18 protein-coding genes, 1 tRNA gene and 1 pseudogene are annotated in these 21,144 nt (G+C 71.3%); 14 read left to right on the forward strand and 6 right to left on the reverse strand.

Annotation, left to right across the window (positions count from 1 at the left end; genetic code table 11):
* The first annotated feature begins 8 nt into the window (after positions 1–8).
* Complete coding sequence (locus tag AB0I52_RS03255) at positions 9–1,127, forward strand: ADP-ribosylglycohydrolase family protein (RefSeq protein ID WP_363068409.1); 1,119 nt, start codon at positions 9–11, stop codon at positions 1,125–1,127.
* A gap of 8 nt (positions 1,128–1,135) precedes the next feature.
* Here AB0I52_RS03255 and AB0I52_RS03260 read toward each other — a convergent pair.
* Positions 1,136–1,228, reverse strand: a pseudogene (locus AB0I52_RS03260) (tyrosine-protein phosphatase); the annotation flags it as partial.
* A gap of 150 nt (positions 1,229–1,378) precedes the next feature.
* On the opposite strand from AB0I52_RS03260, the gene AB0I52_RS03265 reads away from it, so the two are divergent.
* Positions 1,379–2,074, forward strand: coding sequence for a class I SAM-dependent methyltransferase (locus AB0I52_RS03265; RefSeq protein WP_363068411.1), 696 nt, complete (start codon positions 1,379–1,381; stop codon positions 2,072–2,074).
* A gap of 38 nt (positions 2,075–2,112) precedes the next feature.
* On the opposite strand, the gene AB0I52_RS03270 is transcribed toward AB0I52_RS03265, so the two are convergent.
* The gene (locus AB0I52_RS03270) at positions 2,113–2,460 is read right to left on the reverse strand and encodes a hypothetical protein (protein ID WP_363068413.1); all 348 of its coding nucleotides are present in this window, start codon (positions 2,458–2,460) and stop codon (positions 2,113–2,115) included.
* Between the two features lie 264 nt (positions 2,461–2,724).
* Between AB0I52_RS03270 and AB0I52_RS03275 the strand changes: the two genes are divergently transcribed.
* From AB0I52_RS03275 to AB0I52_RS03295, 5 genes are all read left to right on the forward strand, one after another.
* A complete protein-coding gene (locus tag AB0I52_RS03275) occupies positions 2,725–3,780 on the forward strand; it encodes a slipin family protein (protein WP_363068415.1) in 1,056 nt (351 codons plus the stop codon).
* Positions 3,781–3,964: 184 nt separating this feature from the next.
* Positions 3,965–6,961 carry a DEAD/DEAH box helicase gene (locus tag AB0I52_RS03280; RefSeq protein WP_363068417.1) on the forward strand — a complete coding sequence of 999 codons (2,997 nt, stop codon included), beginning with the start codon at positions 3,965–3,967 and terminating at the stop codon, positions 6,959–6,961.
* A complete protein-coding gene (locus tag AB0I52_RS03285) occupies positions 6,958–8,271 on the forward strand; it encodes an SWIM zinc finger family protein (RefSeq protein ID WP_363068419.1) in 1,314 nt (437 codons plus the stop codon). Before AB0I52_RS03280 ends, AB0I52_RS03285 begins: the two co-directional genes overlap by 4 nt.
* Before the next feature lie 112 nt (positions 8,272–8,383).
* Positions 8,384–9,115, forward strand: a complete 732-nt coding sequence (locus tag AB0I52_RS03290) for a hypothetical protein (protein ID WP_363068421.1) — start codon at positions 8,384–8,386, stop codon at positions 9,113–9,115.
* A 33-nt stretch (positions 9,116–9,148) separates the two neighbouring features.
* Positions 9,149–9,235, forward strand: a tRNA-OTHER gene (locus AB0I52_RS03295).
* Positions 9,236–9,547: 312 nt separating this feature from the next.
* Here the strand turns inward: AB0I52_RS03295 and AB0I52_RS03300 are convergent.
* Both AB0I52_RS03300 and AB0I52_RS03305 read right to left on the reverse strand, forming a co-directional pair.
* Positions 9,548–10,171, reverse strand: a complete 624-nt coding sequence (locus AB0I52_RS03300; RefSeq protein WP_363068423.1) for a peptidase — start codon at positions 10,169–10,171, stop codon at positions 9,548–9,550.
* A 77-nt stretch (positions 10,172–10,248) separates the two neighbouring features.
* Entirely contained in the window at positions 10,249–11,460 is a 1,212-nt protein-coding gene (locus AB0I52_RS03305) for a pyridoxal phosphate-dependent aminotransferase (RefSeq protein ID WP_363068425.1), read from the reverse strand.
* Positions 11,461–11,545: 85 nt separating this feature from the next.
* Between AB0I52_RS03305 and AB0I52_RS03310 the strand changes: the two genes are divergently transcribed.
* Together AB0I52_RS03310 and AB0I52_RS03315 are read left to right on the forward strand one after the other, a co-directional pair.
* Positions 11,546–12,223 (forward strand): helix-turn-helix domain-containing protein, encoded by a 678-nt coding sequence (locus AB0I52_RS03310; protein WP_363068427.1) that lies wholly within the window; start codon positions 11,546–11,548, stop codon positions 12,221–12,223.
* 105 nt (positions 12,224–12,328) lie between these two features.
* Positions 12,329–12,865 carry a cupin domain-containing protein gene (locus AB0I52_RS03315; RefSeq protein ID WP_363068429.1) on the forward strand — a complete coding sequence of 179 codons (537 nt, stop codon included), beginning with the start codon at positions 12,329–12,331 and terminating at the stop codon, positions 12,863–12,865.
* A 60-nt stretch (positions 12,866–12,925) separates the two neighbouring features.
* Here AB0I52_RS03315 and AB0I52_RS03320 read toward each other — a convergent pair whose 3' ends face one another.
* On the reverse strand, positions 12,926–13,054 hold the full coding sequence (locus tag AB0I52_RS03320; protein ID WP_363068431.1) for a hypothetical protein: 129 nt from the start codon (positions 13,052–13,054) through the stop codon (positions 12,926–12,928).
* An 817-nt stretch (positions 13,055–13,871) separates the two neighbouring features.
* Between AB0I52_RS03320 and AB0I52_RS03325 the strand changes: the two genes are divergently transcribed.
* Complete coding sequence (locus tag AB0I52_RS03325) at positions 13,872–14,519, forward strand: uridine kinase (protein WP_363068781.1); 648 nt, start codon at positions 13,872–13,874, stop codon at positions 14,517–14,519.
* Positions 14,520–15,014: 495 nt separating this feature from the next.
* Here AB0I52_RS03325 and AB0I52_RS03330 read toward each other — a convergent pair whose 3' ends face one another.
* A complete protein-coding gene (locus tag AB0I52_RS03330) occupies positions 15,015–16,025 on the reverse strand; it encodes a hydroxyacid dehydrogenase (protein ID WP_363068433.1) in 1,011 nt (336 codons plus the stop codon).
* A 484-nt stretch (positions 16,026–16,509) separates the two neighbouring features.
* Between AB0I52_RS03330 and AB0I52_RS03335 the strand changes: the two genes are divergently transcribed.
* From AB0I52_RS03335 to AB0I52_RS03350, 4 genes are all read left to right on the forward strand, one after another.
* Complete coding sequence (locus AB0I52_RS03335) at positions 16,510–17,838, forward strand: sugar ABC transporter substrate-binding protein (protein ID WP_363068435.1); 1,329 nt, start codon at positions 16,510–16,512, stop codon at positions 17,836–17,838.
* Positions 17,835–18,806, forward strand: a complete 972-nt coding sequence (locus tag AB0I52_RS03340) for a sugar ABC transporter permease (RefSeq protein ID WP_363068437.1) — start codon at positions 17,835–17,837, stop codon at positions 18,804–18,806. Before AB0I52_RS03335 ends, AB0I52_RS03340 begins: the two co-directional genes overlap by 4 nt.
* Complete coding sequence (locus tag AB0I52_RS03345; RefSeq protein WP_363068439.1) at positions 18,803–19,669, forward strand: carbohydrate ABC transporter permease; 867 nt, start codon at positions 18,803–18,805, stop codon at positions 19,667–19,669. The genes AB0I52_RS03340 and AB0I52_RS03345 overlap by 4 nt, the downstream gene beginning before the upstream one ends.
* Positions 19,670–19,791: 122 nt before the next feature.
* Positions 19,792–21,138 carry an alpha-L-fucosidase gene (locus AB0I52_RS03350; protein ID WP_363068441.1) on the forward strand — a complete coding sequence of 449 codons (1,347 nt, stop codon included), beginning with the start codon at positions 19,792–19,794 and terminating at the stop codon, positions 21,136–21,138.
* Positions 21,139–21,144 lie beyond the last annotated feature (6 nt).

Genomic DNA, 21,144 nt, shown 5'->3' on the forward strand with positions numbered 1-21,144 from the left:
GGGCGGCGATGAGTGGCACGGCACGGGGGAACGACTCCGTCCGAAGGGCCCGGGTCCGGGGGTGCCTGCTGGGCGGGGCGATCGGGGACGCGCTGGGCAATCCGGTGGAGTTCCTGTCGCTCGCGGGCATTCGGCGGGCCCACGGAGAGCAGGGCGTACGAGGCCTCACGGCCGACGAGGACGGGGTGGCCGGGCGCGTCACGGACGACACCCAGATGACGCTCTTCACGGCCGAGGGGCTGATCAGAGCCCACTCCCGGGCCATGGCCAGGGGAATCGGCGGCGCCGAGACCGCGGTCGTCAGGCACGCCTATCTGCGCTGGCTGGACACCCAGAACCACCCCGCGCCGCCCGCCCCCGAAGGCGATGACATCGTCCGCACCGGCTGGCTCAGGCAGCAGCCCTGGCTGTACGCACGGCGGGCCCCGGGCAACGCCTGTCTGACCGGGCTCGCGGCCGGGTACACCCCCGACCCGAGGGCCCCGCTCGGTGAGCCCGGCCCGGTCAACACCGGCTCCAAGGGGTGCGGCACGGTGATGCGCTCCGCCCCCTTCGGCCTGACCGGCGGGCCCGCGGGTGCGAGCTTCGGACTGGCCGCCCGCTGCGCGCAGATCACCCACGGTCACCCCACCGGCGCCTACGCGGCCGGCGCGCTCGCGGCGATCGTCGCCCATCTCCTGGACGGGGACTCCCTGCCCGGTTCCGTGCTGCGGGCCATGGAGCTGCTGGCCCGCCACCCCGGACACGAGGAGACCACGGCCGCGCTCCGGGCGGCCTTCGAGCTGGCCGCCCAGGGGGCCCCGAGCGCGGAGAAGGCGGAGTCGCTCGGCGCCGGCTGGGTGGCCGAGGAGGCGCTCGCCATCGCCGTGTACTGCGCACTGGTTCTGCCGGGCGCCGGTCAGGTGGACGAGGCCCTGCTGCTCTCCGTCAACCACTCGGGCGACAGCGACTCCACCGGTGCCGTCTGCGGCAACCTGCTCGGTGCCCACCACGGCGACGTGCACCTTCCGCCGGCCTGGCTGGTGCGCACGGAAGGGCGGGCCGTGATCGCCGAGGTGGCCGACGACCTCTCCCTGGAGTTCGAGCACGCGGTCGACTGGCCGTCCGGCCGCTACCCGGGGTGCTGATGTGAACCGGGGCTGCCGGCGAGGAAGTCCGCCTCGACCGTGGCCCGTGGGACGCCGAGCAGGGTGAGCAGGACGGCTGCGCCCCAGCCCGTCCGCTTCCGGTCCAGTGGTCGTCGCAACACCCCGGCTCAGAGGATGCGATGGACTTCGAGATTCGTAAGGAACGCTTGAGCCAAGGGCCGAAGAAGCTGCACCGGGACGGTTTCGGTACGGGTCGGGAACGGCCTCCGGTGACGGTTCGTTCGGCGTACATGAGCGGACAACTGGTACGTGGGGGCTATTCAGGGACCGGTCCCGGCGCGATCACCCCGGACGGCTGCGCGGTGGAGCTGTACACCCGGCTGTCGGTCGGCAGCGAACCGGATGTGATCGCCGGGGCCGTCCCCGCCGGGTCGAGGATCCTGGAACTGGGCTGTGGCGCGGGCCGGGTGACGCATCCGCTGATCCGCCGCGGGTTCGACGTCACCGCGGTGGACGAGTCGGCGCAGATGCTGGAGAAGGTGCGCGGCGCGCGTACGGTCCAGAGCCCCATCGAGGCCCTGGAGCTCGGTGACGAGACGTTCGACGTGGTGATGCTGGCGTCGTTCCTGGTGCACTCGGGCGACCACCGGGTGCGGGACGGACTGCTGCGGACCTGCCGGAGGTACGTGCGCGACGGCGGGGTGGTGCTCATCCAGCGCGAGGGACCGGACTACCACACCGGACTGCCGAAGGAGCGCGCCGATCCGGCCGGGTACACCGTGCGCATCGTCTCCTCGCAGCCGGTCGGGGACGGGGTGCACTCGGTGTGCGCCGAGTACGAGTTCGACGACGCCCGGTGGTCGCAGACGTTCCTGTCACGGCCGCTGTCGAAGGAACAGTTCGAGGGGTGTCTGGCGGCGGCCGGCCTGGGCGTGGACCGCTATCTCACGGATGACGGCGTCTGGGTGCGGGCCGTGCCCCGGTAGTGGCGCGGGGCGGGGGCCGGCCGGGGCGGTGGCCCGGGTCAGTGCACCGTGCTGAAGCTGCGCCAGGGCAGCGAATCGGGCGCTCGCACGTCGGAGAGCGTGGTGGCGAGGTAGGTCGTGCCCGGTCCGGTGCAGTCCCGTGTGCGGTACAGGATGATGTCGATCAGGGTCCCGTTGTCCACTTCCTTGGCACCCGCGGGGGCGAGCGGGTGGCAGCCCCGCACCGAGGGGCTGTTCACCATGATCACGGCATCCCGTTCGGTCGTGTAGGTGACCGGACCGACCGCGGTCCGGCCGAGGCCCGAACAGCCCGCGACGGTGAGGGTCAGGAGGGCGGTCCCGGCTGCGATGCCGAGACGGCGGCGTCGGTTGTCGATCACGGGCATGGGCAGGTCCTCGTCTGTCTCGTCCGGCTCATCCGTACGCACTCCGTCACATAGCCCCCGTGCGCCACGGGGGTACGTGCTGACGCTGGTCACCTTGCCCGCTCGCCGCCCGCCCGGCATCCGGGAGGCGGCCGGGCGGGCTACGGGTGCGCGGAATGCGCGGACAGGGGTTCGACTGGCGCCCAAACGGGGCATATCGTGGTCATAGCGCCTCATGTGGCGTGGAGTGAGTGTTCAGATGTTTCCGGCTGGCAGGGGGCCGTCATGGTCCAGGAGCTCTTGATCGCTTTGGTGGTGGTGATCCTGGCGGGTGCCGCGTACACCATGGCCGCCGCCCGGGTCGTCAAGCAGTACGAGCGGGGCGTGGTTCTGAGGTTCGGCCGGCTCCGGGACGACATACGAGGGCCCGGATTCACCATGGTGCTCCCCGGTGCGGAGCGGCTGCGCAAGGTCAACATGCAGATCGTGACGATGCCTGTGCCGGCCCAGGACGGGATCACCCGGGACAACGTCACGGTACGGGTGGACGCGGTCATCTACTTCAAGGTGGTCGATGCCGCGAGTGCCGTCATCGCGGTGGAGGACTACCGGTTCGCCGTCTCGCAGATGGCGCAGACATCGCTGCGTTCGATCATCGGCAAGAGCGATCTGGATGATCTGCTCTCCAACCGGGAGAAGCTGAACCAGGGCCTGGAGCTGATGATCGACAGCCCCGCGGTCGGCTGGGGCGTACAGATCGACCGGGTGGAGATCAAGGACGTCTCGCTGCCGGAGACGATGAAACGCTCCATGGCGCGTCAGGCCGAGGCGGACCGTGAGAGGCGCGCCCGGGTCATCAACGCGGACGCGGAACTCCAGGCGTCGAAGAAGCTGTCCCAGGCAGCCGCGGAGATGTCCACCCAGCCTGCGGCACTGCAGCTGAGGCTGCTCCAGACCGTGGTGGCGGTGGCCGCGGAGAAGAACTCCACACTGGTACTGCCGTTCCCGGTGGAGTTGCTCCGCTTCCTGGAGCGGGCACAGCAGCCGACAGCGCCGCCGCAGCCCGGTACGCAGATGCCGCAGGACCCGGCGGCCGGTACAGCGCCGCCCGTGGAGCCCGCGTCGGCGTCTTCGCCTGAGTCCTCGCCCGAGTCCTCGTCGGCGTCCTCACCGGCCGAGACGCAGTCCACGGAGTCCGAGTCCGAGTCCGAGCCCTCGTCCGTATCGCCGTCTCCGTCACAGGATCCGGCGCGGACAGCGGCTTCCGCACCCAAGCCCGCCCCGCCTGCCGCGAGGCCCCGGCCGCGCCGCACCGGGTCGAAGCCGCTCGCCAGGCACTGAGGCCCACCGGCCCACGGGCCCGCCGCCGTACCCCGCCGGACCGAGGGGTCGGCGGCGGGCCCGTGGTCGGCTGTCAGACCCCCCGCCTAGACTCGCGAGTCAGAGGGATCCGGTGCCGATCAGGTGCCGGGGACTGCGGGCACAGAGCCCGTGACCAGGGATTCGGGCATGAGGGGAGGGGCCGGTGGCCATCGCATCACCGCCGCACGACGCGGCCGTCGGCCGCCTGCTGCGCTGCGCGGCCGTCTTCCTTCCCGCAGCGCTGCCGAGGGAGGGCCGCATCGCGTTCTGGGACCCGGAAGGGGCCCCGCTCCCCGGCCTCGGTGAAGCGTCCGGCAGCGGCTCCGCTTCCGGTACGGATTTCGCGGCCGGTACCGGCGACCGGGTCTCCGAGATCACGGTCGTCCGACGGCACGGCGGTCAGGGTGACGTCCGCCGGCACACCGTGCCCGCCCTCGTGCTGCCCCTGGCCGACGCCGTACCCCTGCTGGCCCGTGCCAGGCACCAGCAGTCCGCCCACCCCGCCACCCGCTGCTGGGGCGCCGCCACGCTCCACGCGCTCCATCTGGTGGCCCGAGGCCGGATGCTTCCCGGGCTGACGCCCGACGATCACGATGCCTGGCGGGCCGGTCCGCGCGCCGCCGAGGACGTCGCCCATCTGCGTGCGGTCGCCGCGGCCATGCCTTCCGAGGGGTACGCGGTGCCGTTCCCCGACCGCACGCCCCTCCAGGTTCCCGACCCCGAGCCGCTCATCGCCTCCTTCCTCGACGCGGTGGCCGACACGCTGCCCCGTACCCCGGCGGCGGCGTTCGCCATGGGGGCGCCCTTCGCCGCCAGGGAGGCCCAGCACCTGCCCGGCGCCCGGGAGTGGGCCGTGGCGGTCGCGGCCGGGCTGGACGCGGGCGTACGGGTGTCGCTGCGCCTTGACCTCTCCGCGTACGAACTCTTCGACACGACGGACTCCGGCGGCACGGCCGGCTCCGACGGCGCGACGGACTCCGACTCCGGCTCCGACGACGCGGCCGGCGTCTCCGGCGAGGTGGGGTCCGGTTCCGACGGTCCCGCCGCCGCGCGGCATGCCGCCGCGGCCGTCACCCAGGTGCACAGCCTCGCCGACCCGACCCATGTCGTCGACGCCGCCGCGCTGTGGACCGGCGGGGCGGGCGAGCCCTTCGGCCCGCGGGCCCGGATCGATGCCGTGCTCGCGCTGCGCCGTGCCGCCCGTGTCTGGGCCCCGCTGGAACGGCTGCTCGACCAGCCCGTCCCCGACGTACTGGCCCTCACCGAGGACGAGTTGTACGAGCTGCTGAGCGATGCCGGGGCCCGGCTCTCGGCCGCCGGGGTGAGCGTGCACTGGCCCCGGGAGCTGGCCCGTTCCCTCACCGCGGCCGCCGTGGTGCGGCCCGCGCCGGGCACCGCCACCGACGGGACGTCGTTCTTCGACGCCGAACAGCTCTTCGCCTTCAACTGGCAGCTCTCGCTGGGGGACCAGCAGCTCACCGAGGCCGAGATGGACGTGCTGGCCGAGGCCCACCGGCCCGTGGTGCGGCTGCGGGACCAATGGGTCGTCGTCGACCCCGCGCTCGTCCGCAAGGCGCGCAAGCGGGAGCTGGGTCTGCTCGACCCGGTGGACGCCCTCGCCGTCGCCCTGACCGGCAGCGCCGAGGTGGACGGCGAACAGGTCGACGCCGTGCCGGTCGGTGCGCTCGCCGCGCTCCGCACTCGCATCATCGACGACGGGACCACCATCGCACCGCCGCCCGGCCTCGACGCCACGCTCCGCGACTACCAGTTGCGCGGGCTGTCCTGGCTGGACCGGATGACCTCGCTGGGCCTCGGCGGCTGCCTCGCCGACGACATGGGCCTCGGCAAGACGATCACCCTCATCGCCCTGCATCTGCACCGTGCCCACCCCGCGCCCACCCTGGTGATCTGCCCCGCCTCGCTGCTGGGCAACTGGCACCGGGAGATCAACCGCTTCGCCCCCGGCGTACCCGTGCGCCGGTTCCACGGCACCGACCGCACCCTCGCGGAACCCGACGCCGGCTTCGTCCTCACCACGTACGGCACGATGCGCTCCAGCGCGGCCGAACTGGCCGCGCACAGCTGGGGGCTGGTCGTCGCCGACGAGGCGCAGCACGTGAAGAATCCGCACTCCTCGACGGCGAAGGCGCTGCGCACGATTCCGTCCCCGGCCCGGGTCGCCCTGACCGGAACCCCCGTCGAGAACAACCTCTCCGAGCTCTGGGCGCTGCTCGACTGGACCACGCCCGGACTGCTCGGCCCCCTCAAGGCGTTCCGGGCCCGGCACGCCCGGATCGTGGAGAACACCGGCACGGCCGCCGGGATCGGCAACGACGAAGCGGTCGAGCGGCTCTCCAGGCTGGTCCGCCCCTTCCTGCTGCGCCGCAAGAAGTCGGACCCGGGCATCGCACCCGAGCTGCCGCCCAAGACGGAGACCGACCACCCCGTCTTCCTCACCCGCGAACAGGCCACTCTCTACGAGGCCACGGTGCGCGAGACCATGGCGTACATCGAGGCCTCGGAGGGCATCGCCCGGCGCGGCCTCATCATGAAGCTGCTGGCCTCGCTCAAGCAGATCTGCAACCACCCCGCGCAGTATCTGAAGGAGGAACCGACCCGGCTCGTCGGCCGCTCCGGGAAGCTCGCCCTGCTCGACGAACTCCTCGACACGATCCTCGCCGAGGACGGCTCCGTCCTCGTCTTCACCCAGTACGTGACGATGGCCCGGCTGCTCTCCGCGCATCTCACCTCGCGGGCGATCCCCTCCCAACTCCTGCACGGCGGTACGCCGGTGCCCGAGCGGGAACGGATGGTGGACCGCTTCCAGTCCGGCGAGGTCCCGGTGTTCCTGCTCTCCCTGAAGGCGGCGGGCACCGGGCTGAACCTCACCAGGGCCGCCCATGTCATCCACTACGACCGCTGGTGGAACCCGGCCGTCGAGGAACAGGCCACCGACCGCGCCTACCGCATCGGACAGACCCAGCCCGTCCAGGTGCACCGGCTGATCGCCGAGGGCACCGTCGAGGACCGGATCGGCGAGATGCTGCTGGCCAAGCGCGCCCTGGCCGACGCCGTGCTGGGCGCCGGCGAGACCGCGCTGACCGAGCTCAGCGACCGTGACCTGGCCGATCTCGTCTCCCTCCGGAGGCCGTCATGAGCCCCCGCCCGCAGCCCCTGCCGTCCGCCCGCGCTTCCCGGCCCGTCGCCCGGTCCCGGCCGGGCCCCGACGACCTGCGGCGGACCTTCGAGGCGGTACCGGCGCGGACGTCCGGCGACGACGAGCCGTTCGCGGACACCTGGTGGGGCCGGGCCTGGGTGGCGGCGCTGGAAGCCCTCTCGATGGACGCGGCGAGGCTCGCCCGCGGCCGTGCGTACGCGGACGGCGGGCACGTCGCCGCGGTCACCGTCACCCCCGGCCGCGTCGTCGCCTATGTGCACGGCAGCCGCCCCCGGCCCTACCGTGCCGAACTGCGGCTGCGCACCTTCACCGACGCCGACTGGGACACCTTCCTCGCCGCGGTCGCCGCCGGCCCCGGCCACCTCGTCGCACTGCTCACCAAGGAGATGCCGCACTCCCTGGCCGACACGGCGGCCGCGTCCGGGGTCGCGCTGCTCCCCGCGGCCGACGACCTCGACCCCAGCTGTTCCTGCCCCGACCACGGCTGGCCCTGCAAGCACGTGTCGGCGCTCTGCTACCAGATGGCCCGGCTCCTGGACGCCGATCCGTTCGTCCTGCTGCTCTTGCGCGGCCGGGGCGAGCGCGAACTCCTGGAGGACCTGGGCCACCGCAACGCCGCGCACTCCGCACGGGAGCGGCCCGAGGCCCCCGCCGCCCCCTCCGTGCCGGCGCAGGACGCGCTCTCCGACCGCTTCCTGCCTCCGCTGCCCGCCCCGTTCCCGGTGGAGCCGCACCCCGGGCAGCCGCCCGCGTACCCGAGCCTGCCCGGCAGCCGCGACCCCCTCGCCCTCGACCAGCTCGCGACGGACGCGGCTGCCCGAGCCCATGCCCTGCTCACCACCGGCCTCGACCCGCTCGCCGGGCTCACCCCCTGGCAGGACGCGGTCCGGCTGGCAGCCGCCCGGCCCACCGCGGGGCTCACCGCCACCACCCGCGCCCTCTACCGCGAACTGGCGTCCGCCACCGGCCGCAACACCACCGACCTGGCCCGCGCCGTCGCCGCCTGGCGCCAGGGCGGGGCCGAGGGGCTGGACGTCCTGGAAACGCAGTGGGACCCCCCGGCCGGCCCGTTCGACCGGGCCCGCCCGGCCCTCGCGGCCGCCGGCTTCCCCCGCTTCCAGCCCCGGCGCAACCACCTCACCCACCCCGGCGGCACACTCCAGCTCCGCTTCGGCCACGACGGCCGCTGGTACGGCTACGAGTCCGACCCGGGGCAGGACGAGTGGTGGCCGCGTGCCGTACCCGACTCCGACCCGGTGGGCGCGCTCCTGGAGCTGAGCGGCGGCTGACGGGAGACCCCGTGTGCGGAAGCGCGGACGCGCGCACCCCGGTGCGTCCAGCGCCTCCGGTGCGGTAAAAACCGCTGGTGCAGGCCGTGTTGTTGTTGCTAGCTTCCTGGACGTGGCGAAACTCAATCAGATCATCGCAGTGGAGAAGGGCGTCAAGTCCAAGGCTCACCAGGACCTGACGGCGGCGCATCACGGCCTCCAGAAGGCCGGTCTGCTGGCCGGGATCTCCCGGACCTACCAGCCGAAGGACGAGGAGGGCGAGCAGTTGCCGCCCGAGTCGACGCCGGTGCAGATCAAGGCCGAGGACGTGCTGCGCGCGACGGCGACGACCCTCACCCGGCTCTTCGACGTGACCGCCACCAAGGACTGGGCGAACTGCGCGGCCCGCGCCGACATCTCGGTCGACGGCCGGGTGCTGGTGGCCGGCGTGCCGGTGTCGTATCTGCTCTTCCTGGAGAAGCAGCTCACCGACATCACCACCTTCATCCGCAGACTGCCGGTGCTCGAAGCCTCGGAGGCCTGGGCCCAGGACCCGTCCACCGACTCCTGGAAGACCGAGCCGGTGCGGACCCTGCGCACGAAGAAGGTGCCCCGCAACCACGTGAAGGCGGAGGTCACCGAGAAGCACCCGGCGCAGGTCGAGGTGTACTACGAGGACGTTCCGGTCGGCTACTGGACGACCGTGAAGTTCTCCGGGGCGCTGCCCGCACGGCGGATCAACGAACTGACCGACCGGGTCGAGAAGCTCCAGCAGGCCGTCAAGTTCGCCCGCGAGGAGGCCAACGGCGTGGACGTCACGGACCAGCGGGTGGGTGATGCGGTCTTCGGTTACCTCTTCGGGTGACCGGCCATGGAATCCCCGGCGGCGGTCGAAGCCGCCGGGGTGCGCGAGGAGCGCAAAGCTGAAACTGAAGTTTGTCGTGACGACGCGGTTCCGGTGGAGGTTCGAGTCCTCCCCCCGGCACTTCCGTACTTCTTACGGAGGCGGGCCGGGGTGGCCCAACTGGCAGAGGCAGGCCGCGATCAATCTCAGACTCTTGCTCCAGACTCAGCATGCGCCACCTATCGCCGAATCGACCGGGCCCGTGCCCGTGTGCGTCGAGATGCCGGTTCGACTCCGGCCCGTGGAGCTTCGGTCCGCGGTGGTCCAAAGGCAGGACGCGACGACATAAAACTGACACGGGACCTTAAAAGTGTCGGCGTGCCGTACAGGTGGCATCACAGGGCTCGGGGGTCGGCTACGCCCCCGGGCCCGCTCCCGTCCGGGGCCGGTGCGTCATGCCTGCGCGCGCAGCGAGACCCCGCGTCCGGCGAAGAAGTGCTCGAACTCCGCCAGCGGAAGCTCCGCCGACCGGGTCGCGGCCGTCGTGCCCGACGGGTTGTGGAAGTGGACGCCCGTGCCGTCGGCCGTACGGGACGTCAGGAGCACCAGGTGCCCGCCCCGTCCCGGCGCGGGCTGCCTCGGGTGGCGGATCGCGTAGTGCACGGAGGCCATGACGGACCGGCCCTCGTCCAGCAGGGCCGGGATCTCCGCGGGCGAGAGGTGCCGGTGGACCGTGGCGTCGAGGCCGTGCCGCTCCCGTACGTATGCGGCGAAGGGGGCGTAGACCAGGCCGCGGATCGCACCGTCCGGGTCCTCGGTGTAAGCGCCGTACCCGAGCGCTCCGTCGCGCAGCGCGAAGAGGGGCGGGGCGTCGGCGCCGAGTGCCATGCGCAGACAGGTCATCCCGCACAGATGGCCCGCCCAGCGCGCGTACTCCGCGGGCGACTTGGCGCCCGAGTCCGCCCACGCGGGGTCGGCGGCCGGGTCGAGCCCGCCCTCGACGATCGCCCCGACGAGATCGAACGAGGCGAACTGGGTGTGCACCGGGACCGGGCAGGTGGGGCAGGTGGGGTACATGGGGTGACTCACCATCGGTATCCGTTCATTCCCGGGCCTTCGTTCGTCCCGGGCGTCCGCTCATCCCCGGCATCCGGTCACTGCCGGTACCCGGTCAGGAAGCGGCCGATCCGGCTGATCGCCGCGTCGAGGTCGTCAGCGTACGGGAGGGTCAGGATCCGGAAGTGGTCGGGCCGCGGCCAGTTGAAACCGGTCCCCTGCACGACCTGGATCTTCTCGCGCAGCAGCAGGTCGAGGACGAACTTCTCGTCGTCGACGAGGGGATGAACCTTCGGGTCGATGCGCGGGAAGGCGTACAGCGCGCCCCTCGGCTTCACGCAGGACACTCCGGGGATCTCGTTCAGCTTCTCCCAGGCGCGGTCGCGCTGCTCGTACAGCCTGCCCCCGGGCGCCACCAGCTCCCGGATCGACTGCCGGCCGCCCAGCGCGGCCTGGATCGCGTACTGCGCCGGGGCGTTGGGGCACAGCCGCATGGAGGCGAGCATGGTCAGCCCCTCCAGATAGCTGCGCGCGTGCTGCTTCGGCCCTGACACCACCATCCAGCCCGACCGGAAGCCGGCCACGCGGTACGTCTTGGAGAGACCACTGAACGTGAGACAGACCAGGTCGGGGGCGAGGACCGCCACGCTGTGGTGCTCGGCGTCGTCGTAGAGGATCTGGTCGTAGATCTCGTCGGCGAACACCATCAGGCCGTGCCTGCGGGCCAGGTCGAGGATGGATTCGAGGACCTCGCGGGGGTAGACGGCGCCGGTCGGATTGTTCGGGTTGATGATCACGACGGCCCTGGTCCGGTCGGTGATCTTCGATGCCATGTCGGCCAGGTCGGGGTTCCAGTCCGAGGCCTCGTCGCACATGTAGTGCACGGCCTTCCCGCCGGCCAGGGTCGTCACCGCGGTCCACAGCGGGTAGTCCGGGGACGGGATCAGCACCTCGTCACCGTCCTCCAGCAGGCCCTGCACCGCCATGGAGATCAGCTCGGAGACCCCGTTGCCGAGAAAGATGTCGTCCACGTCGACCTCGGTGAGCCCCATCGCCTGGTAGCGCTGCGCCACGGCCCTGCGGGCGGAGAGGATGCCGCGTGAATCGGTGTAGCCGTGGGCCTGCGGGAGCATCCGGATCATGTCCTGGACGATCTCCTCGGGCGCCTCGAAACCGAACAGCGCCGGGTTGCCCGTGTTGAGGCGGAGCACGCTGTGGCCCGCCTCCTCCAGGGCGTTGGCGTGCTCGATGACCGGACCCCGGATCTCGTAACAGACCTCGTTGAGCTTGCTGGACTGGCGGAATTCCATGCGGTGCCTCCCCGACCCGACTGTGATACTTGGTTTTACCAAGCTTGAGCTTGGAAAGTCCAACAACATGTCTAGACTGCGTCGTATGCCACGTCAGCAACAGCCCGCGACCCGACCGGCCCGCCGCCGGAGTTACGACCAGTTCTGTGCCGGCGCCCGTGCGCTGGATGCCGTCGGCGACCGGTGGACCCTGCTGATCGTCCGTGAACTGCTGGCCGGTCCACGCCGGTACACCGATCTGCACGCCGACCTCCCCGGCGTCAGCACGGATGTCCTCGCCTCCCGGCTCAAGGACATGGAGCAGGGTGGACTGGCCACCCGCCGCAGACTGCCGCCGCCCGCCGCCGCCTCGGTGTACGAACTCACCGAGCGCGGTCACGGACTGCTGCCCGTCCTCGCCGCACTCGCCGAATGGGGCGCACCGGCACTCGCGGAGCGGCGGCCCACGGACGCGGTCCGGGCGCACTGGTTCGCGCTCCCGCTGCTGCGCGCGCTGGACGGACCCGGCGGGCCGGTCGGTGACGGGGTGCTCGATGTGCACCTCGACGAGGGCGAGTTCCATGTCCGTACGGGAGCGCGGGCGTCCGGCAGCGCTGTCTACGGGGACGGTCCGGCCGCCCGTGCCGATGCGCGCATCGCGCTCGACGCCGAGCTCTGCCTCGCGCTGGGGCGCGGCGAGGCGACGTTCGCGGAGGCGGTGAAGGACGGGCGGATCGAGGTGTCGGGCGAGGGGCCGCTGGCCGCGGAGCTGCGCGGCGCATGACGACGGCGGCGGGACGGTTCGCGCCGCCGACTCCTGGGTAGCGTCGGGGCATTTGGGATGTCAGGGACAGATGATGCCCGTGACACTGACGCAGAGGAGTTGCCCATGAGGTCTGGCAGACAGCAGGCACGGCCGGGACGGCAAGAGCCGGCGGGCAAACCGGCTTCCCGGGGGCGGCTGGGCAAGGCGCTCGTCATCGGGGGCTGCGTGGCGGCGCTCGGCTTCGTGCCGTCGGCGGCCGTCGCCACCCCGGGCAGTGGTGTGGCCGGCACCGTCGTCGCGGAGGGCACATCGCCGGGCAAGCTGAAGGTGAAGACGCCGAAGGGCCGTACCGACGTCACCTTCCGGAAGATCACCGTCGAGCCCGGCGGCTCCACCGGCTGGCACACCCATCGCGGTCAGCTGATCGCGGTAGTCGAGCAGGGGACGCTGACGCGCACCCTGGACGACTGCTCGGTCGAGGTGACACCCGCCGGAACGTCCTTCATCGAGCCGTCCGGCGTCAAGCACCGCCACATCGGACGCAATCTGGGGACCGAGCCCGTCGTCCTCTGGGTGACCTATCTGCTGCCCAAGGGCAGTGAACTCTCCGACGACGCCGACGCCGTGGACTGCGGCGGGAAGGGCGGCGGGAAGAAGTGAAGCAGGGCTGAGGCCCGCCCCCTGTCGTCCCGTCCGGCCATCGCCGGCGGGTGCCGACCGTCAGCGGGCGAGCGTCTCCCCGTAAGCGCCCAGGCCGCCGATCACCAGTCCGTCCCGGAACGTCAGCACCTCGTAGACCCGGCCGCCGATCTGGTTGCGGTAGTCGATCACCAGGGTGTCGACACTCACCCGTCCTGCCACCGCGCGGCGAACGTGCGGGCGAATGCGAGGTCCATGAGGAAGAGCGTACGAGGCGGGGGCGACGGGGTGGCAGGCCGTGAGTGAAGAGGGACCCGGGGGCCTCGACCCGGCGCGCCGGGCCGCGTTGGCGCAGGGGCTCCTGTGCGCGCTCCGCTCCCACTGCGCCGGTTCGCGGGCCGAACCGAGGGGTTCGCCCGCGCGGGGGACCGCCGACGCGTACAGCGATATCGACCTCCTGTGGACCGTGCCCGACGGGCGGTTCGATGCCTGCGTCGCCGCCGTCCCGGATCTGCTCGGCACGGTTCGCGGCGTCGCCTCCCTGCGGGTCGACCCCGAGCTGGGGAACTCCGGCAAGAGGCGGCTGCTCTTCGTCGACTTCGACCGGCTGCCCCTCTTCTGGCGGCTGGACCTGGAGATCGTCGCGCTGTCCGGCGCCGGCCGGCCCGGCTACGACCAGGACAATCCGGCGGCGCGCAGCGACGACTGGTCGAGGGCCGCCGGCGCGCTCGCCAATGCGGTCGCCGCGGTGAAGGCGGTGCTGCGCGGCCGGCCGCAGGCCGCCCGGGGCCTGCTGGAGCGCGGCTTCGCCCGCATCGGGGCGGTGGGCACCGCCACCGGTGACTGGTTCGCCGACATCACCCGCCTCGCCGAGGCCGCTGCCGCGATCGAGCCGGCCCGGGGCCCGCTCGCCGAGCGCGTCGTGCGGCTGGCGGCGGACCATCGGGCGGACCTCCGCCGACGGGCCCCGCCCGCCGCCCCGGGTGATGCGGGGCCGGCCTCGCGGCGGCGGGGTGATGATGGATGCGTGCGATATGAAGCGATCACCTGGGAACGGCTGGCGGACGCCCTTGCCGCGCACGTCGACGCGCTGAAGCCGTCCGACGGCGGGCCCTGGCTCAAGGTCGCCGTCGACGGGGCCCCGGCCGCCCGGACGGGCGAGCTGGCCGAGGCGGTCGCACAGGCGCTGCGGCTCCGCGGCCGGGGCGTGCTCCCCGTGTCCACCGCGGGGTTCCTGCGGCCCGCCAGTCTGCGGTTCGAGTACGGCAGACAGGACCCCGACTCGTACTACGGCAGCTGGTTCGACACCGGAGCGCTGTGGCGTGAGGTGTTCGGGCCGCTGGAGGCGGGCGGCAGCGGGCGGGTGCTGCCCGATCTCTGGGATCCGGCGACGGACCGGGCCACCAGGAGCCCGTACCGGCTCCTGCCGGAGGGCGGGGTGCTGGTGATGCACGGGCCGTTGCTGCTGGGGCACTGGTTCCCGTTCGACCTGAGTGTCCACCTGCGGCTGTCATCGGGTGCGCTGCGGCGGCGCACCGAGGAGGGGGAGCAGTGGACGCTGCCCGCTTTCGCGCGGTACGAGGACGAGGTGGCGCCCGCCGGGAGCGCCGACGCGGTCGTCCGGGCCGACGATCCGCGCCATCCCGCCTGGACGGGGCTGCGACGGGACGGATAGCCGGGAGGGCGTACGGCTGCCCCGGCTTACGGAGCCCGTGGGTGGCGCTTTCGGGAAAGCAGGGACCTGCTATTCGCCGTGGCATTTCCGGGTAGCCGCGATGACCGGCCGTGCACACATATTCTCGGCGGGTCCGTCGGCAGGCGTGAAAATGCCGACAGCCGAGAGGAATTCGGCCTCTGTCCCTTTCGGGTTCATGGCCTGCTCCTTTGCTCACGCGGCGGCCGGGCCGAATGAACAACCGAATGGACATGCGGCGCAACATTCCGGGCCAGGGCCGTATCCTGCCCCGAACTATCGCTCCTCGCACTTACGTTTCACTAGCGTTTCACTAACGTTTTGCTGACGTGACGCCCCTGGGCTGCGCGCTTGCGGAATCGGGTGCCGATCGGGCTTGCCCGGCCCCGGGCATTCGGTACAGCATGGCCGCCTCGCGTGACGTCGCGACCGGAATTCCCCCGAGGAAGGGAGCCTTGTCGGCGGATCATGGTGGCGTCAGGCCAGCGAAGCCGCGCGGGCGGGATCGATGGCATGCCGGAGCGGCAGGTCCTGTGCGAACCGGCGCAGTTCGTCGAGCACGAGCTTTCCCAGGCGGTGGCGTTCGGCGCCCAGGGCGCCGCCGAGGTGCGGTGTCAGGACGACGTTGGGGAGGGTGAAGAGTGGCGAATCATGAGCCGGGGGCTCGGGATGCGTTACGTCGAGCACGGCGGTGAGGTCGGGCCTGGCACGCAGGACCTGAGCGGCGGCCGTCTCGTCGATCAGCGCGCCCCGCGCGGTGTTGATCAGCGTCGCGCCGGGTCCCAGGGAGTTCAGCAGCCGCGCCCCGATCGTGCCGCGGGTCTCGGGCAGGAGCGGTGCGTGGAGGCTGACGACGTGGCAGGTGGCGAAGAGTTCCTCGACGGAGACGAGTCGGACGCCCGCCTGCCGGGCGGCGTCGGGGGAGGCGACGGGATCGGTGGCGAGGACCTCGACGTCGAAGCGGGCGAGGTGGCCGGCGACGAGCCGGCCGATGTGCCCGAGCCCCAGCAGGCCCACCCGTGACCGGTAGGCGCCCGGTACGTCGGGATCGCTCGGGAAGCGGCGGCTGCTCGCGACCTCCCGCGCGATGCGGTGTGCCTGCTTCAGCCCGAGGAGGACCTGGGCGAGGGTGAACTCCGCGACCGGGACCGCGTTGGCCGCGGCTGCGGAGACGATCGGGATGCCGCGCTCCCAGAAGGCGGGCGTGGTCAGGTGCCGGACGGACCCCGCCGCGACGAGAACGGCCCGCAGCCGGGGGGCGTGCGACAGGAAGGCGGTGTCGAGGACGGGCGCACCCCAGCCCGTGAGCAGGATGTCGACGCCCCTCAGCACCTCGGGGTCCTCGTCGAGCTCCTGCCGGGTGAGGGGCGGTCCCTGCCAGTGGACGAGCCGGCCGATCCCGGCCAGCACCTCGGGCGGGTAGACGTCCGCCCGGCGTTCTTCCTCCATGACCAGCAGGGCTGTGTGTGCGGTGGCCGGCTCGTTCATGTCGGGTCTGTCTCCTCGGCCTGTCCGGTGCTGGACCGGCGGCCGGACGGCCGGTCGGTCCCTGCTCGGGTCTGTGGGCGGATGTCGGACTGGGTGTCGTGAATTGGTGTGGCCTGTTTGCTCTTCAGGCCGGATGGTTCGCAGGGACGATACATCGGATCACTGGAATGTCCTCGCGTACAGCTCGGATGTCCAGTCCTCGTAGCCCGGGTGACGGCTGTCATGATCCACACCCGGGCGGATGGAGGTGGTCATTCGTGCGGATAGCTGAACTGGTCAGCTATCAGGCGATTTATGGAGGTGGTGCCTGCCTCGCGCGTTCCGGATTGCCGGGGCCGCGCCCGAGAGGGGTTCGGTGGAAGGGTGTGCCGGTCGGTGGAAACTTTTTGTATTCATCGGACTATTGACCGCTGATTCCGACCCCGTTACGGTCCCAGAAAGCGCTTTCCAGGCCAACTGTGAGGCGGCGAAAACGGGAGTTGTGATGCAGAGATCGCGTTGGATCGGTGCGGGTGTCCTCGCTTCGGCACTGGTCCTCACCAGCTGTTCATCCGGGCCTGCGGGAGTGGATGCCAAGCAGAATCCCAAGGCGACCCTGGAGCTGTGGACCAGGACGACACCGGGCGGACCGGGGGAGCAGGGCGCGCTCAAGGTAGCCACCGGCTTCGAGAAGGCCACGGGCTACAAGGTCAAGGTCACGGCCATCTTCGACGACTTCGAGACCAAGCTGCAGCAGCGGGCCGCCCAGAAGAACCTCCCCGACATCGTCATGAACGACGTGACGCAGCTCGGAGCCATGCACAGCCAGGGCCTGCTCCGGGAGATCGACCTGGACAAGATCAAGGACAGCGGGCAGATCGTCGGCCAGGGGCTGGACTCCGGGAAAGGCGTGGACGGCAAGCAGTACGGACTGCCGTACTCGGCGCAGGCGTCCGCGCTGCTCATCCGCAAGGACTGGCGGCAGAGGCTGAAGCTCGACGTCCCGCGGAACTGGGACGACTTCGCCACGATGGCCGAGGCCTTCACCAACCGGGACCCCGACGGCGACGGCAAGCAGAACACCGCCGGCCTCGCCGCCCCGCTGTCCACCAAGCGCGGCTACGCCTCCTGGTACTTCTCCAACTTCCTCTGGGCCGCGGGCGGCGACTTCATCACCGAGACCGGGAAGGGCACGTACAAGCCGGCGATGACCACGAAGGCATCGGTCGAGGCCATGCAGTGGTTCCGCGACCTGGGCTGCAAGGCCAAGGCCGTCCAGCCCGGTGCCGTGACCATGGACACCCCGCCGACGAACGAGTCGTTCGAGGCGGGCCGGGCCGGCATGTTCGTCGTAGGCCCGTATCTGCTGCCCCGCTTCGACGAGACCCTCGGCAAGGACAAGTACGAGGTCGTGCCGATGCCCAAGGGACCGAAGGACGCCACCGTCCTCGCCGAGGGCGGCTCCGTCTACCTGATGGCCGGCTCCGACAACCAGGCCGGCCAGGACGCCTTCGCCGGCTACGCCGTCTCCGCCGAGGGCCAGAAGACGGGGATGGAGGGTGCCAGCGGCTACATCGTGCAGCTTCCCGTCAACAAGACGGTGGACATCTCCCAGGTGCGTTCCGACCCCCGCTGGAAGACGTACGCCCAGGCGTACCAGGACTCCGGGCGGTACGCGCCGTCCATCCCGAACTGGACCCCGGTGCGGCAGGCGACGGCGGACACCGTGAACGCGCTCATGGCGGACTGCGGTCTCGACACCGAGGCCAAGCTGGGTGAGCTCGACAAGCAGCTCGCCGACATCCTCAAGGAGCAGGGGATCGCCGCGTCATGAGCCTCGACCAGGCGGAACCGGCCGCCCCTCCGGCGGCCGGACCCTCCCCCCGCAAGACGGGGCGCCAGGACGGCGGGGCCACCGGTTTCCTGGGGCGCAGCCGCAGATCGGGCCGGTGGTGGACGCCCTGGCTGTTCCTCGCCCCCGCTCTGCTCCTCTTCCTGTACTTCAAGTTCATCCCCATGGCGAACGCGCTGACCATGTCCTTCCAGGAGGTTCAGCCCTACCTGGGAAACAAGTGGGTCGGCACCGAGAACTACGCCACGGCGCTCCAGTCCCACGGATTCCGCGAGGCCGCCTGGCACACGCTCGTCCTCGCCGCCGGGCAGACGGCCGGCTCGATGGCGCTCGGCCTCGCCCTCGCCCTGCTGATGGAGGGGCAGAGCCGTCGGCTCAAGGTCGTGCGTTCCGCGGCGTTCCTCCCGGTGGTGGTGCCGATCGCGGTCGTCGCCGAACTGTGGCGGATCATGTACCACCCGACCGGGGACGGCATGCTCAACTCCCTCCTCGGCCTGGTGGGGATGGGCCCGTCGGGATTCATCAACGACCCCGACACCTCGATGGCCTCCATCATGCTCACCGGCATCTGGCGGGGCGCCCCCTACGACATGATGATCATCCTCGCCGGTCTGACGAGCGTGGACCGCGGTCTGTACGAGGCCGCGAAGGTCGACGGCGCGTCCAGGCGGCAGCGGGTGTGGCACGTGACGGTGCCCGGACTGCGGTCGGTGTTCTCGATCCTGTTCATCCTCGCCGCGATCCGCGGACTTCGGGTGTTCACCGAGGTGTTCCTGCTGACCAACGGCGGACCCGACGGTTCCACCGAGGTCGTCATGACCCTCATCTACAAGCTCGGGCTTGAGCAGAACCGGCTCGGCGTCGGAGCGGCGGGAGCGGTCCTGCTGTTCGTCGCGACGCTGATCCTTACCGTCGTCGTCCAACTGCTGCGGCGGAGGGAGAGCAAGTGAGTGCGCAGACCGAGACCGCGCTGGGCCTGACCGAGAGCCGGAGCGCCGGCGGACGGATCCTGAGGGCTGTCATCTACCTGCTGGTCCTGATCGTCTTTGCGGGGCCCCTGCTGGCCCTGCTCGTCAGCGCCTTCGGACACGTCAAGGACCCGACACAGCTGAGCGTCATCCCCTCGGGCATCACCCTGGACAACTTCAGGATCGCCTTCGACCAGGGGGTGCTCACGTACCTGCTGAACTCGTTCTTCGTGGTCGGCTTCGGGCTGCTGCTCCAGGTGGCCGTCTCCGTCCTCGCCGGGTACGCGCTGGCCAGGAAGGTCTTCCCCGGGATGACGCTGGTGCTCGTCGCCGTCCTGGCGACGCTGATGCTGCCCGAGGAGATCCTGGCGCTCCCGCTGTCCCTGATCCTCTCCGACCTGCCGGTCATCCACTTCAACCTCATCGGCACCCTGGCCGGAATGATCGTCCCGCTGGGTGCCTGGGGGTTCTCCATCCTGGTGATGACCGAGTTCATGAAGGACGTGCCGCGCGAACTCGAAGAGGCCGCCCGCATCGACGGCGCGGGAGACTTGCGGATCTTCGCCCAGATCATCCTGCCGATGTGCAAGCCCGCCCTCGGCGTCATCGGGGTCTTCGGCTTCACCATGATCTGGGACCAGTACCTGCTGCCGCTGCTCGTCTCCACCGACTCCTCCTCGTACACGCTCCCGCTGGCGCTGCGGACCCTGCGGATCGACCCCGCGGTCACCCCCGGAGTGGTGATGGCCGCCTCGCTGCTGGCCCTGCTGCCCTCCGTGGTCGTCTTCCTGTTCTTCCAGCGCTCCTTCGTCAGCGGGCTGTCCTCCGGCGCGCTGAAGGGCTGACCCCGCGCCCCGCCCTCGCACGCCACCGTGACGTACCCGTCCGCCGGCCACCGTCCCCGTACGACCGTCCCCGACGCGCACCGCGCACCCACCGGACGCCGAAGAGAAGGAGCGATCCCCCCATGACCACGAGCCCCGACACCCCGCAGGCCGGCCCGTCCGGCAACCGGGCTCCCCAAGGAGCCCCGGAGACGGCCTGGTTCACCGCCGCCCGGTTCGGCATGTTCGTCCACTGGGGGCTGTACTCCCTCGCCGCGCGGCACGAGTGGGTCAAGAACCGGGAGAAGCTGACCGACGAGCAGTACCAGGTCTACTTCGACCACTTCGACCCCGACCGCTACGACCCGGTCCAGTGGGCCAGGGCGGCCAAGGCGGCCGGCATGCGCTACGTCGTCCTCACCACCAAGCACCACGACGGCTTCTGCCTGTGGGACAGCGCCCTCACCGAGTACAAGGTCACCAACACCCCGCACGGCCGCGACCTCGTCGCCCCGTTCGTCGAGGCGTGCCGCGCCGAAGGGCTCAAGGTCGGCCTCTACTACTCGCTGATCGACTGGCACCACCCGTCCTTCCCGGTGGACGGCACCCACCCGCAGCGCGACGACGAGGAGTTCAAGGCCGCCAACGCGGACCGCGACATCCGCGACTACCAGCGCTATCTGCACGGCCAGGTCCGTGAACTGCTGACGTCGTTCGGACGCGTCGACTACCTGTTCTTCGACTTCTCCTACGCCGGGCGCACCTGGTGGGGAGGCAAGGGCCCCGACGACTGGGATTCCCCGAAGCTCCTGGAGACGATCCGGGAACTCCAGCCGCACGTCCTCGTCAACGACCGGACCGGCCTTCCCGGGGACTTCGTGACCCCCGAGCAGTACCAGCCCTCCGGCCCGATGACCGAGAACGGGCGTCCCGTGCTCTGGGAGGCCTGCCAGACGCTCAACGGAAGCTGGGGCTACGACCGCGACAACCTCGACCACAAGAGCGCCGACCTGCTGATCCGCATGCTCGTCGACGGGGTGTCCAAGGGCGGCAACCTGCTGCTCAACGTGGGCCCCACCGGCCGCGGCGACCTCGACCCGCGCGATTGCGCGATCCTCGGCGAGATCGGCCGCTGGACGGAGCTGCACGAGCGGTCGGTCCAGGGCTGCGGCCCGTCCCCGTACACACCCCCCGCCGAATGCCGGTACACCCAGCGCGGCGACCGGCTCTACGTCCACCTGTTCGCCTGGCCACTGCGCCACCTGCACCTGCCGGGCCTCGCCGGCCGGGTGCGGTACGCCCAGCTGCTGAACGACGCGTCCGAGATCATCCCGGTCCACATCGACCCGGACCGGCCCGCGGTCAACACCGAGATGGGCGGCCGGCCCGCCGGAACGCTCACGCTCCAGATCCCGGTCCGCCGCCCCGACACCCCCGTCCCCGTCATCGAACTGTTCCTCGACACCCCGGACGACCCGGCCGACGGCTGACCCGGC

Source organism: Streptomyces sp. NPDC050423 (assembly GCF_040655445.1).
In the GTDB taxonomy this organism is placed as follows: Bacteria; Actinomycetota; Actinomycetes; order Streptomycetales; family Streptomycetaceae; genus Streptomyces.

Excerpts from the sequence above, each read along its gene's own strand:
- AB0I52_RS03300 (WP_363068423.1), bottom strand. The coding sequence starts at position 10,171 with ATGTACCCCACCTGCCCCACCTGCCCGGTCCCGGTGCACACCCAGTTC.
- AB0I52_RS03270 (WP_363068413.1), bottom strand. The coding sequence starts at position 2,460 with ATGCCCGTGATCGACAACCGACGCCGCCGTCTCGGCATCGCAGCCGGG.
- AB0I52_RS03275 (WP_363068415.1), top strand. The coding sequence starts at position 2,725 with ATGGTCCAGGAGCTCTTGATCGCTTTGGTGGTGGTGATCCTGGCGGGT.
- AB0I52_RS03285 (WP_363068419.1), top strand. The coding sequence starts at position 6,958 with ATGAGCCCCCGCCCGCAGCCCCTGCCGTCCGCCCGCGCTTCCCGGCCC.
- AB0I52_RS03315 (WP_363068429.1), top strand. The coding sequence starts at position 12,329 with ATGAGGTCTGGCAGACAGCAGGCACGGCCGGGACGGCAAGAGCCGGCG.
- AB0I52_RS03330 (WP_363068433.1), bottom strand. The coding sequence starts at position 16,025 with ATGAACGAGCCGGCCACCGCACACACAGCCCTGCTGGTCATGGAGGAA.
- AB0I52_RS03305 (WP_363068425.1), bottom strand. The coding sequence starts at position 11,460 with ATGGAATTCCGCCAGTCCAGCAAGCTCAACGAGGTCTGTTACGAGATC.
- AB0I52_RS03265 (WP_363068411.1), top strand. The coding sequence starts at position 1,379 with ATGAGCGGACAACTGGTACGTGGGGGCTATTCAGGGACCGGTCCCGGC.
- AB0I52_RS03255 (WP_363068409.1), top strand. The coding sequence starts at position 9 with ATGAGTGGCACGGCACGGGGGAACGACTCCGTCCGAAGGGCCCGGGTC.
- AB0I52_RS03350 (WP_363068441.1), top strand. The coding sequence starts at position 19,792 with ATGACCACGAGCCCCGACACCCCGCAGGCCGGCCCGTCCGGCAACCGG.
- AB0I52_RS03310 (WP_363068427.1), top strand. The coding sequence starts at position 11,546 with ATGCCACGTCAGCAACAGCCCGCGACCCGACCGGCCCGCCGCCGGAGT.
- AB0I52_RS03335 (WP_363068435.1), top strand. The coding sequence starts at position 16,510 with ATGCAGAGATCGCGTTGGATCGGTGCGGGTGTCCTCGCTTCGGCACTG.
- AB0I52_RS03340 (WP_363068437.1), top strand. The coding sequence starts at position 17,835 with ATGAGCCTCGACCAGGCGGAACCGGCCGCCCCTCCGGCGGCCGGACCC.